General features: G+C 58.5%; 9 protein-coding genes and 2 pseudogenes. 10 read left to right on the top strand and 1 reads right to left on the bottom strand.

All coding sequences use genetic code 11. From position 1 onward, the window contains the following. The 6 genes and pseudogenes from ACOJTD_RS08525 to ACOJTD_RS08500 form a co-directional block, all read left to right on the top strand. A pseudogene (locus ACOJTD_RS08525) lies at positions 1-306 on the top strand (hypothetical protein); the annotation flags it as partial. Between the two features lie 149 nt (positions 307-455). Then, complete coding sequence (locus ACOJTD_RS08520; protein WP_420132485.1) at positions 456-626, top strand: helix-turn-helix transcriptional regulator; 171 nt, start codon at positions 456-458, stop codon at positions 624-626. Next, on the top strand, positions 623-976 hold the full coding sequence (locus tag ACOJTD_RS08515; protein ID WP_420132484.1) for a hypothetical protein: 354 nt from the start codon (positions 623-625) through the stop codon (positions 974-976). The genes ACOJTD_RS08520 and ACOJTD_RS08515 overlap by 4 nt, the downstream gene beginning before the upstream one ends. A 43-nt stretch (positions 977-1,019) precedes the next feature. Continuing rightward, entirely contained in the window at positions 1,020-1,832 is an 813-nt protein-coding gene (locus ACOJTD_RS08510) for a hypothetical protein (protein ID WP_420132483.1), read from the top strand. 238 nt (positions 1,833-2,070) lie between these two features. Continuing rightward, positions 2,071-4,986, top strand: coding sequence for a hypothetical protein (locus ACOJTD_RS08505; protein ID WP_420132482.1), 2,916 nt, complete (start codon positions 2,071-2,073; stop codon positions 4,984-4,986). 159 nt (positions 4,987-5,145) lie between these two features. Next, entirely contained in the window at positions 5,146-5,601 is a 456-nt protein-coding gene (locus tag ACOJTD_RS08500) for a hypothetical protein (protein WP_420132481.1), read from the top strand. Positions 5,602-5,940: 339 nt separating this feature from the next. Here ACOJTD_RS08500 and ACOJTD_RS08495 read toward each other — a convergent pair whose 3' ends face one another. Then, a complete protein-coding gene (locus tag ACOJTD_RS08495) occupies positions 5,941-7,521 on the bottom strand; it encodes a reverse transcriptase domain-containing protein (protein WP_420132480.1) in 1,581 nt (526 codons plus the stop codon). 121 nt (positions 7,522-7,642) lie between these two features. On the opposite strand from ACOJTD_RS08495, the gene ACOJTD_RS08490 reads away from it, so the two are divergent. The 4 genes and pseudogenes from ACOJTD_RS08490 to ACOJTD_RS08475 form a co-directional block, all read left to right on the top strand. Continuing rightward, entirely contained in the window at positions 7,643-7,933 is a 291-nt protein-coding gene (locus ACOJTD_RS08490; RefSeq protein WP_420132479.1) for a hypothetical protein, read from the top strand. Between the two features lie 263 nt (positions 7,934-8,196). Continuing rightward, on the top strand, positions 8,197-8,478 hold the full coding sequence (locus ACOJTD_RS08485) for a hypothetical protein (RefSeq protein WP_420132478.1): 282 nt from the start codon (positions 8,197-8,199) through the stop codon (positions 8,476-8,478). Further along, positions 8,475-10,847, top strand: a complete 2,373-nt coding sequence (gene hsdR / locus ACOJTD_RS08480; RefSeq protein ID WP_420132477.1) for an EcoAI/FtnUII family type I restriction enzme subunit R — start codon at positions 8,475-8,477, stop codon at positions 10,845-10,847. The genes ACOJTD_RS08485 and hsdR overlap by 4 nt, the downstream gene beginning before the upstream one ends. Beyond that, a pseudogene (locus ACOJTD_RS08475) lies at positions 10,813-11,030 on the top strand (SAM-dependent DNA methyltransferase); the annotation flags it as partial. The gene hsdR and the pseudogene ACOJTD_RS08475, both read left to right, overlap by 35 nt.

Genomic DNA, 11,030 nt, shown 5'->3' with positions numbered 1-11,030 from the left:
GACGTTGTCGAGGCATCCGGCGTTCTGCGGACTACGATCCAAAGTTGGCGCCACAAATCGACGCCGGGCTACGCGAGTGCTGCCGCTGTCCTGAATGTGCTGGGAATCGACTTGGTCCCGGTCCCGGCGGCTGAAGTGATTTCCACCGACGCGGCTGCCGACCTTGCCGCACTGTCGGCAAAGCTCAGCAAGACTATGCCTGAGACGTGGGCTGCCATCGTATCGCTCGCCGCGTCACAGCAACTCGCACGCGAAGCCGCTGCGCAGACGCTCGCCAAAATCGAAGCCGCCGGCCCGCTGAACTAAGGGCTACTGAAATGGGCTCTTCGATTGTCCTCGAATAGTCCACTCTTCACCAGTCAGCCGGCTTCGACTTCCGTCTGACGGGTTGAATACCAACGGGAAGGCTCCCGGCTTCGGCCGGGAGCTAACTCCACAGACTGGACAAGAGAATCATGGCCTACCTGAGTCGATCCGAAGCCGCGCGGCGGTTGAACCGCTGCCGCAAGACGATGCGCAGCCTTGAGGCGCAAGGTCTTGGTCCCCGAACGATTAAGATCGGGAGCCGCACTGTGTACCCGATCGCCGACCTTGAAGCCTACATCGCAGCCGGTGGCGATCGATGACTAGCGATGAACGGTTCGCCGAACTCAAGGCCGCCACTTCCCAACTTGCGGCGGCCCGCCGGTCGCTGGCTGATCAGCAATTCAACGCCCGGCATGGTGTTGCTCACAACTTGATGTTCGCCACCTCGCACGAGCATGTCGCTTACCATCGCTGGCTTCGTGCGCATGAAGCCTATGCCGCGATCGAACCGAAGCCGGGACCGACGCGGCCGGCCGCCGCAGCTGCAGCGTCCGCCAGCGCGCCGCAATCCAAGGCGCAGACCACCGCACCTAAGGTTGAAGCCGCCTTCGACCGTGGTCGCGAGACCGTCGCCGCCTACTATCGCGGCGAGTTTCAACCGCTGCGCTAATTTCGCGCGAGCAAGTCACAATAACCAAAAGGACGAAGACACAATGGGCATCCTGAATAACCTCCTCGGGGGCGCACCCGCAACTAGCGCGCAGATCACCGACGCAATCACCAAGGCCGAAACCGAACTCGCCGCCGTGCGAAGGAAGATCGACGCCGCGATGGCAGGCTTGGCGACCTTCACTGACGAACAGCATATCGCCGCCGAAGCCAAGCAAGCGGAGCTGAAGCGGTCGGAAGCTCGCCTGGTTGCTCGTATCGAAACTCTGAGCGCGGACCTCGAAACGGTTCGCGCCGCAGAGGAAGCGGCAAAACGGGCGGCGGAAGAAGCCGCTTTTGCCGCTCGCGAACGTGCTGCACGCACTGCCGCGACTACTGATGCACTGAAACTTCTTCGTGACTACCAGAAGGCCGCCAGCGCGGTGGCGGCGGCACTCGCTGGACTTGAGTCCATTCAGATCGAAACCGACGCCGTCAATGAAGAACTGCGCAAGCGCGGTCGAAGCGACGACGCGATTCCTTCCTTCCACAAGCTTCATCGAAAGGCGCCGGACCGGCAGGCAACTACGCGCACGGAACGTTGTAAGGTTTGGGTACTGACTGACCCCTACAATGGCAAGGAAACCGTCCGCAGGGCCACCATCGGGCCTGACGGCGAAGTCGTCCGTATCGGGCAACCGGATGCGTACGACCGGCAGGGTTGGCGGCAAGGGACCTACCATCTCGAAGAACGTGAGATCGTCGTGGACAACGTCTCGTTCCGCCCCGGCGCCTATCTCCCGTCCCTCTCGGAAATCGTCTTGCCGCCTGCGCTGCTTGGGCAGGAGTACATCTGGCCCCGGCGGAAGAAGGCGTGACGCAGGTGGCGAGCCGGTGACCGCCTACATTTGTGGAATGGCGGCGTCTCTCTTCGCTGCGGCCACACTCAGCGGTGACAGGGGTCGAGGTTTGCTACGCGGACTTCATAACACGCGCCGTCACGGTCTGATTGTCTGCAATTGATCCAAAGCGGCAAAACCACAGTCCATCAGACCTCTTGACCGTGATGGTTTAAAATTTCGAGATGACATCAAGGGGTATAACTGCTTCTCGGAAATGACAAGAACCTGTATAGTTTATCAGGAGAGTTGCCCTTCGACGGCTCAACTCTCCTACTTGGCACCGGATGAAGGCAGAACCCGCGTGACGACGACTAGCGATTTATCCAAGGCACTCGCCAACAATTATGCTGAGTTGCGCAAGCTCTGGTCCCACGACGAGCGGCGCCGAGCGGATGGAGGTTGGTGGTCGCTAAGCGGGTTCTCAATCCAAGCAACGATTGCTTTGGACCTTTTCGTTCGGCGTGCCCTAATCGAAGGAGCTTCGGAAGCGTATGCGTTCGAAGCTGTTAGTGATCTTTCTGTGGCGGGCGACAAGGTGTCTCTGACGCAGGTCAAACGCACTCTTACCCGATCCACCCTAGCAGCCGCTGTCGACGAAGCGCGGATTATCCTCGATCTCTGCTCACCGGCCTTTGCTCACAAATTGGAATTTCAGATCATATGTGAGCGTGACGAAACGGGGCTGAAGCCTTCTGACCTGACCCCTTCCGAAGTTTTTGACGATCCGGCGGCTACGCGCGTCGAACTTCACAAGGTGTTGGAAAGATTCAATCCGACGGCACCTGTGAAGGTAATGAGCAGCCCTGGCTTATCTCTGCGCCGGACGCTGTTGTCCGCAGGGGTCCGCGACCCAGACCGCGTTGCGAGGAACGCTCTTGGCACTCTCTTCGATTCATTCGACGGGCGCGATCGTGACGGTGTCGAACGTGCGCTGATGCGGGCAATTTCTGATATCCGAGCGAACGTGCGAGCTGAGGATGTCTGTCCTGGGCGTCTACTGACACCGGATATGTTCGAACGCCGAGCGGGTCGGGTCAAGAGTCTCTTCGTACGAGCGCGGCCCCGTCTGTCAGACCTTGTCGGAGGGCGGTTCTTAGATCGAAGTGATGCCTTGCGACCATTGGTAGAAGCCGCCGAGGCTTGGTTGGCGGGGCTCGATCAGAGCTATGCAGAGGATGATCTGCGTCTGCCTATACTTTGGCTGGGAGGAAGGCCGGGCGATGGGAAGTCTGTTCTGACACTCCAGTTGCTGGAGCAGCTGATTATTAGACGGAATCGTATTCCATCCGTTACTGAACTCGCCTCCGCTGGCGAACTGTCAGCTTGGATGAAATCCGCGGCGCGTCGAGAAGCAGACAACCAGGCAGAGATCGGCTTCATCGATGATATCGCCGCCTATGTCGACCGAGATGGGGTTGAAGACCTGATTGATGAGGCCTTTTACCGCGGCTCACCCTACGTTGGATTGATCACCTGTGGAACGACTGAGGACAGTGCATCATTTGCAATAGGAAGCCGCGTCTCCTTGACGTCCCTAAAGATTAAGAAACCGACCACTTCCGACTTTGAGGCACTGCGATACTGGGCTGAGGGCCGGATTGGGCGACGACTTCCAGGAATAAGTCCTGAAGGGGCCAGTATTTCGGAGTTCATGGTGAACCTGACGCTCGTCGCGCCTTCTCGGTCGAGTGCCACACGGGGGCTATCTGCAGATCTCAAGGCGGCGATGGCGGTAAACGCTCTTGGGTTGGCCGCTCCACGATCGCTCATAAGCGATCAAAATACGTTAGCGTACGCCTCGGAGCGGCCGGATATTGAGCTTTCGCCAATGGAGGAGACGTCTGGTATACGTCTTGCCCACGCGGAAGCCGTTTGGCGGTTGTATATTGACGCGACTGAAGAGACAGACTTGGCTACTTCCTGGGGGGCTGACCTTGGCCGGGTTCTAGCCATGCGCGCCGCCAAAGGCGAGGCGACCGAGGCGAGAACGCTTCTCGGCGCACTTATCAACACGCGGGAAGCGGTTCGTCGACTTAGGCGGTCGGGTAGTCAGGCGCCGGACACAGCTCTGTTGGACGCGGTTTATCGCGCCTTCATCGAGGGTTGCTCGCCATCGTCGAGAGCGCCGCTGTTCCGCCTTTGGCTCGCAGCTGCGACAAGTCGGCGGCTTTCAGCGATAGATATCTCCAATCTACGCGAAGAAGGTCGCCAGTTGCTCGCAGTCGAAGGCGGCTCGTCGGACGCCAAAGCGGAGGTAGCCGCTTCGCTAATTATGATGAATCGTCGCAATGACGACGTTGCTCGCCGCTCCGCGGCCTCATTTCTCCGCCGCGCTGGTCCTGTCCCCGCCGCTGCAAGATACGCCATCAGCGCACTATCGAAGAGCTTCCAAGGGCAAGCAGCCGAAGTCGCTCTGGACTGGCTCGTAAAGAATCGCAAGTATCCCGAGATTGGCGAGGTTTTGGGGCGCGTTCTCACCGTCCAAGCTCCATTGACACTACAACACCTTGCGCGTGAGTATATAAATCAGTTCATGGGGCGCTCGGAAAGCGGCGCGGTTTTGGCCGCACTTGCTACGTTGCCGAGAACGAAGTCATTCTATCAGCTACAGGATCGATGGCTTGCCCAAACAAACGACGCGCCTCGGGCACTCGGAATCTATAGGGATCAACTTCGCGGTGCCAATTGGCGACGGTACATAGGCCGCGCACTGCCGTTCATACAAGCACATCCTGACATTCGCGGTGGTCAGGAAATTCTCTCCCTTCTCCTACGGAAACGGGGCAGCGATTCAGACGTGCTCGCTGCCGCAAGAGCATGGCTCGATCATTATGTCGCGCAGGGAGTGGCAACCCCTGTCCTCTTGGAACTGGTCGCCATCCAGCCGCTCGACGCTGGCGATCTAGAACGGGCGCTCCTGCATATAGATCGTGCTGCGCCTGGAGCATCGTCACTTTTTGCCACTTTGGCGGTAGTCCTGCAGGCCTTGTCTCAACTTGAACGCATCGGACTTCGTCACAAACTCCCGCAACGCTTGCTGGGCATTTTCGATCAAGCCACCGCCTGGAGGGTCAAGAAACTTGAGGGGCGCCTCAAGCAACTCGACGAGCGCCTTCACCTTGGGCGGTAAGTTCGGCGAGTCACCTAAGCTATTATCTTGCGGAAGCAAGGTAGAAAAGGTGTCTGAGAGTCCTTCACAACCAGCCGTTCAGGCTGTTGCTTTGACGTCCGCTGCTGGCCCTTAGGCGACGTCCCTCCGTTCGGTAAGGCGGCGTACGGCGTCAACACCGTGATCGACGGCATCAAGCGACTGATCGGCTTCTTCGGAACTGTCATCGAGAAAGCTGGCGAGGTTTGCAGCGCCATCCAAGGTTTGTGCTCCGGCGTTGGCGCTAAGGCAGCGGCACCCACTGCACCCGTTCCGCTGGCCGGCGCGCGCGCGATGGGCGGCCCGGTGAGCCTTGGCAAGCCGTACCTTGTCGGCGAGCGCGGCCCCGAGATTTTCGTTCCCGGTCAGACGGGCCGCATCGAGACGAACAGCACCCTTCGCGGATTGACCTCACAAGGGGCCTCAGCCGTGGCCGGCTCCACCACGACCACCCGCACGGGCACGTATTCCTTCTCCAACCATTGGACCATCAACGGGGCGGACGACCCGCGGGCAATTGCAGATCAAATTGACGGCCGCTTCCGGAAGCTGCTCGCGGACCTGGAGAGCGAGCAGCGCGGACTGTTGAGCGATTAATCATGAATGGCAGCCAACTGAACTAGCTCCGTCATTCACGCGAGAGCAAGACAATGCATCTCCGACGCTCGCAGTTCCTTCCTTACGAATTAGCCACGCTACCATCCTCGTCGAAAGAACCGTCCACAATTCCGCAACTCCAGCCCACTACGACGGCGCCGGAAAGCCCGGAACTTCAAACGTCAGGATCACGCAGCTAGCCGGCTGCCCGCAAATGACCCTAAGCGGGCGTTCTCATCATGCGGTCCGATAGGCTCGATTTGGCGGCCTGCCGGCCACATATCTTGAGCCCAAAACCTTCTCTCTTTGCTGAAAATCGACGACGAGATGGTGCCGGCACTACTTTTTGCTAATTGCGATCGTTAAAAGCCTATTTAATGGCGTGTGGCTCCCCCAATTCGTCCTTGCATTTTGCTTCTCCACCTTCGGCCATTTGCGCGACGAGAAATAGATGGCGCTCTGAATGTAGGGGGAGGACGTAGCGTAAACGCCTTGTAAAGTGATCCTTCGGGAATGATCTCCATAACGTCCGACGAATATCGCCGCGACTGCCCGAAGCGTCTCGTGACGATTGGCGTCCTGAAGGATGTCCAGCGCGATCTTAACGGACGCATCGTCGTACTCGTCCGCTTGAGAGAGCGCAGCAAGAATCCACATTTTCTGCCAGTCGGTCAGCTCCGAGTCCACTAGCAAGGCCAAGAGCGAATTAAGAACGCTCTCACGTTTCAGGAATTTGGCAACGTAAGATGCATATATCTGGGCCATTGATGGGCGCTTCTTGAATGACTCCAGCACATGTTGAAGTGCGTGGTCTGATTCAGCTTTCGCAAGCAATGGTAAGCAGAACCGCTCAATGTTCTCCTCTTGCCCGAGATAAATTCCGATGGAATCGAAGAGCTGCTTCGTTGCCTCCAGACTAAGTTCGCCCTCCTCTTCGTCGTCCTCCTCTTCGTCGTCATCGTCCCATTCGGACTGAAATCCGTAGTCGGCGTCGAAGTCCTCATCGTTGAGTTGTTCCCGGATCTCTTCAACCGCTTCGTCGAACAGCTCCTGTAGATCCGGCTCCTCTGAATGAAGCTGATTTTTGGGAATGATCTTGCACTTCGCTTCATTCAGAACGAGATCGTAGCTGCGCAGACGAGGGATAAGCTGTCGCAGCAAGGTCTCAGCAGCTTCGACGCTCTCGATAAAAACGTACAGATCGTCGACGTACCGAGCTGCCAACACATCATTATCTTTCAAGAAGCGATCGATTGGCTCCATGTAGAAATTTCCGAAGAGGTCTGATGGAAACATTCCCTGAAGTATTCCACGCGAAGAACGGTTGCTTGTGTAGCTGGTTAAGAGCGTTTCGAGCCGAGTCAGTAGCTCACTCGGATATCCGGAGTCGTTCAGCACGTTGATCAACGTGTGGAGATTCATGGATCCGAAATAGTTGGCAACATCGATCTTGAGTATATATTTGATGCCCTGCTCCTGCGAATGCTTCACTAGGGCGCTCTGCAGCGCGCTCCAGCAGGTCCTGGTAGGTGTGAACATCGCCGGGCTGTCCAGCTCAGCAAGTTGGTGACTAAACGAGCGTGAATGGTCAGCCTTCTTCTCAACGATAGGGGCCGCTTGGTCTGCCAGAATCTGATAAAGTAATCGATCGTGAGGGAGAAGAATGCTTCCTGGTCGTGAAAAGCTTGGCCCTAGGCGCACAGGATGCGCAGCGACCTGTATGCGAAAGGACTTTGGGACTTCGATCGTGACAGGCAGGCCCGGGCTGTATGCGCCCTTGGATAACGCCGCCTTCACCTCCAAAATGAGTTCACTGCCTGCCTTTGCATAGATGAAGCCAATGTGGGGAGCGTAGATGAAGTCGGATCGAAGGTCGTGAATAATCCGCGTGAGCGCGAGTTGCCAATCGATCTTGGCCATAACCGCCCCGTCTAGGCCGAAAGGTATCTTATCTGACATGCTGACCGCTCCGTATCCCGGCAGGATGCGGCTCTGCTGATTGCAATTCAACCCCTAGTTGGCGATGGTAAAGCTTGTAATCATGAACTGGCCTTATGGAATTGTCGGCGAGCGCGGCCCCGAACTGTTCGTGCCGGGCGCGGCCGGCCGCATCGAGACCAACGGCATGTTGCGGAAGCTGACCGCCGACGGTGCGGCGGCAGTCGCCAGTTCTAGCGAAAACACGTCAATCCGCGGCGCGACCACGATCACCAATAACTGGTCTATCAACGGAGCCGATGATCCGCGCGCGGTAGCACGTCAGATCGATACGCGTTTTGGGGAGTTAATTCAGCAACTCGAAACAGAGCGATGCGCCTACTTGAGTGACTGAAACAACGGCGAGATCAGCACTCCTGGCTCGTCAAAGAAAAATCGAGCGAAGCAACGTCACCATCATGGTCACCGGGTGTCTCGTTCGCCGCGACATCAATTGGAAGGAGCGCCGGTTCAGAGGTGGAGGGTTACAGTTTCTCCGTGCTAAATTCTCATGCAGGTAAATCGACAATAACGCATTGAAAAAGCGTTACAATCGATTGATGAAGCGTTGGGTTTGAGTATATTGAGCGCGCGCGGTCGTTGCAGGGGGTGGGCGTCATGTCTCGCAAGCAGATATTGCGCAATAGGACCAAACGGCAGATCACCCGCAGGTTGGCGGCTACCGCGAAGGAATGTCTTTCCAAAGCAGGCCGCTTTGACTTGGCTGACGACCGGGCGCGCGCCTGCGCGCCCGCCGCTTTGCGCTGCAAGAGCCACTTCATCGAGGATCACTACGCCGACGCTCGGGCACGCCTTTCGCCCTCAATTGATGAGCCCGTGGCGGCGCACTGGTTGACCTCGAACCTTGTCCTTGACACGATTTGGCTTCTGCAACGATGACGAACGAAGCCGACACGTGCCGAACATTCGTCGTCCCTAAACTGCAATCCGCTGGCTGGGATGACGAACCCCATTCCATCGCCGAGCAACGCACGATCACAGATGGTCGTGTCATTCCGGTGGGAAAGGGCTTTGTCCGCAAGCCGCCCAAACGGGTCGACTATTTGTTGCGCTTCACGCGGGATTTTCCGCTCGCGGTGGTCGAGGCCAAAGCCAGCTATAAATCGGCAACCGACGCGGTGCAGCAGGCGCGTAGCTATGCGGAGATACTTGGCCTCAAGTATGCCTACGCCACTAATGGCATCGAGACTATCGAGATCGATTATTTCAAAGGGACGGAAACGCGCATCGCCGACTTTCCCTCGCCTGATGATCTTTGGCGGCGCTATCAGGTGGGCAGCGGGATCGACGCCCCCGCGCGCGTGGAGCATCTGATCGCCCCCTACAACACGGTCGGCGGCAAGCCACCCCGATACTATCAGCAGATCGCGATCAACCGGACGGTCGAAGCAATCCTTGCCGGAAAGAAGCGCCTTCTTCTGACCATGGCGACGGGAACGGGAAAAACCATAGTGGCCTTCCAGATTTGCTGGAAGCTCTGGTCGAGCCGCTGGAACAGGGCCGGCGAGCACCGCAAGCCGCGCATCCTGTTCCTTGCGGATCGCAACATCCTCATTGACGACCCAAAGGACAAGACCTTCACCCCTTTCGGGGACGCGCGTCACAAGATCGAATCCGGCGAGATCGTCAAAAGCCGGGAAATGTATTTCGCCATCTATCAGGCGCTGGCCGAAGACGAGCGCCGTCCAGGGCTTTTACGGGACTATCCGCCGAACTTCTTCGACCTCATCATCATCGATGAATGTCACCGGGGAAGCGCGCGGGACGACAGCTCATGGCGCGTCATCCTTGAGCATTTCGAGCCCGCCTATCAGCTCGGCATGACGGCCACCCCGCTGCGCGAGGACAACCGCGACACCTACGTCTATTTCGGTAACCCGATCTACGAATATAGCTTGAGGCAGGGCATCGACGACGGCTTTCTCGCGCCCTACCGGGTGCATCGCGTCGTCACCCAATGGGACGCCGCTGGATGGCGCCCAAGCAAGGACGAGGTTGATCGCTTCGGCCGTGCGATCCCCGATGACGAATATCAGACCAAGGACTTCGAGCGGTCCATCGCCTTGCGCGCCCGCACGGAGGCCATCGCCCGTCACTTGACCGACTTCCTCAAAAAGACCGACCGCTTCGCCAAGACCATCGTGTTCTGCGTCGATCAGGAGCACGCCTCGGAAACGCGGCAGGCGCTGGTCAACCTCAATGCTGACCTTGTTGCGCAGTATCCCGATTATGTGGCGCGCGTAACCGCCGACGAGGGCGCCATCGGGCGCGGCCACCTGTCGAAGTTTCAAGACCTCGAAACCAAAACGCCAGTTATCCTCACATCGTCGCAACTGCTGACGACCGGCGTCGATGCGCCGACCTGCAAGAATGTGGTACTGGCGCGCGTCGTCGGGTCCATGAGCGAGTTCAAGCAGATCATCGGGCGCGGGACGCGCCTTCGCGATGATTACGGCAAGCTGTGGTTCAACATCCTCGACTACACCGGCTCGGCCACCCGCATGTTCGCCGACCCGGATTTCGACGGCGATCCGGCCCGGATCACAGAAGAAGAAGTCAACGACGCCGGAGAGACCACGGCGACGACGGAGATTATCCCCGAAGGGCAGGAACCGGAGCCTGCCCCGCCGGAAGAAGGTGAACCCGGCGTGATCGAGCCGCCGACCGACGAGCCGCGCAAATTCTATTTCGACGGCGGCCGGGTCGAAGTCGTGGCCCATCTGGTCCACGAGCTTGATCCGAACGGCAAGCAGCTTCGCGTCGTCAAATACACCGACTACGCCGCCGAAAGCGTCCGGTCGCTTGCGCCGACCTCCGCCGAGCTTCGCAAACGGTGGGCGGATGCAGACCAGCGTAGCGAGATTATCGCTGCGCTGGCCGAGCACGGCATCGACTTCGACGCGCTGGCCGAACAGACGGGCCAGACCGATGCCGACCCCTTCGACCTGCTGTGCCATTTGGCCTTCAATGCGCCGCTCCGCACCCGGCGCGAGCGGGCACAGCGCCTCAAGGGCGAGCGCAAGGACTACTTCGAGAAGTTCTCGCCCGAGGCGCGTCAGGTGCTGGACGAGCTTCTGGAAAAATATGCGGAACACGGTGACGCGCAGTTTGTCCTGCCGGACGTGCTCAAGGTTCCGCCGATCTCAACCCACGGCCAGCCGGCTGAAATCATCAAGCTGTTCGGCGGCCCCGACGAGCTTCGCCGTGCCGTGAATGACCTGCAAGGACTGCTTTATGGTACGAACTAAGAAAAAGAACGGCGCAGACGCCGCACCGATGACGACCTCCCAGGTGCTCGGGAGCCTTCTCAAGTCCGCGCGCGACATCATGCGTAAGGACAAGGGACTGAACGGCGATCTCGACCGTCTGCCGCTTCTCACCTGGATCATGTTCCTCAAATTCCTCGACGACCTTGAGCAGCAGCGCGAGGA

Source organism: Rhodopseudomonas sp. (genome assembly GCF_048594845.1).
Classification (GTDB): Bacteria; Pseudomonadota; Alphaproteobacteria; order Rhizobiales; family Xanthobacteraceae; genus Rhodopseudomonas.
The sequence above is the reverse complement of the archived record's forward strand: the minus strand, read 5'-3'. Positions and strand labels throughout refer to the sequence as shown.

What these genes read in the sequence shown, in the direction of transcription:
- ACOJTD_RS08520 (WP_420132485.1), top strand. Translation starts at nt 456, where the DNA reads ATGGCCTACCTGAGTCGATCCGAAGCCGCGCGGCGGTTGAACCGCTGC.
- ACOJTD_RS08515 (WP_420132484.1), top strand. Translation starts at nt 623, where the DNA reads ATGACTAGCGATGAACGGTTCGCCGAACTCAAGGCCGCCACTTCCCAA.
- ACOJTD_RS08510 (WP_420132483.1), top strand. Translation starts at nt 1,020, where the DNA reads ATGGGCATCCTGAATAACCTCCTCGGGGGCGCACCCGCAACTAGCGCG.
- ACOJTD_RS08505 (WP_420132482.1), top strand. Translation starts at nt 2,071, where the DNA reads ATGACAAGAACCTGTATAGTTTATCAGGAGAGTTGCCCTTCGACGGCT.
- ACOJTD_RS08495 (WP_420132480.1), bottom strand. Translation starts at nt 7,521, where the DNA reads ATGGCCAAGATCGATTGGCAACTCGCGCTCACGCGGATTATTCACGAC.
- ACOJTD_RS08490 (WP_420132479.1), top strand. Translation starts at nt 7,643, where the DNA reads ATGAACTGGCCTTATGGAATTGTCGGCGAGCGCGGCCCCGAACTGTTC.
- ACOJTD_RS08485 (WP_420132478.1), top strand. Translation starts at nt 8,197, where the DNA reads ATGTCTCGCAAGCAGATATTGCGCAATAGGACCAAACGGCAGATCACC.
- hsdR (WP_420132477.1), top strand. Translation starts at nt 8,475, where the DNA reads ATGACGAACGAAGCCGACACGTGCCGAACATTCGTCGTCCCTAAACTG.